This window comes from Pseudoalteromonas sp. MTN2-4 (assembly GCF_042848605.1).
In the GTDB taxonomy this organism is placed as follows: domain Bacteria; phylum Pseudomonadota; class Gammaproteobacteria; order Enterobacterales; family Alteromonadaceae; genus Pseudoalteromonas.
The window spans coordinates 1-406 of the sequence record NZ_BTGK01000077.1 but is presented as its reverse complement, the minus strand read 5'-3'; the positions used below and the strand labels follow the sequence as shown (position 1 = coordinate 406).

Below are 406 nucleotides of genomic sequence, written 5' to 3'. Positions count from 1 at the left end.
TCAATATGGGGCGCAAAAATGCATGGCTATAATCAGCGACGAAGGAGCGCAAGCCATGCGTTTTGCGTCCATGCCATTATTGACTTGTTATATTTCTAATATATATACCTTGGCAAGGCAACACTATAAATAGCTAAGCCGTACATACAAACTAGTGCAGTTCTGTATGAGTAAACTTTAATACGACTAACTTCTTTAATCTCAAATTTTATGAAGCCAATACCAATTCCGAGAGCCCTGACGACGCCAACTAAAGCACTAAAGCTTAAAGTATAAGGAAGGTAAAGTTCCAGTCCATGCAGGCCAGCAAAGACAATTGAAGAAATACCTACAAAAACACCAATGTAAGGCCAAATTATCAATTCGTAGAACAGTTTATCCGATTTACTCAAATACATAGAGAAAT

1 protein-coding gene is annotated in these 406 nt (G+C 37.7%); it reads right to left on the bottom strand.

The genetic code is table 11. The annotated features are described in order from the left end of the window. Positions 1-95: 95 nt before the first annotated feature. The coding region (locus tag ACGHEH_RS21795) for a hypothetical protein (protein ID WP_390449912.1) at positions 96-406 on the bottom strand (311 nt) is incomplete at its 5' end.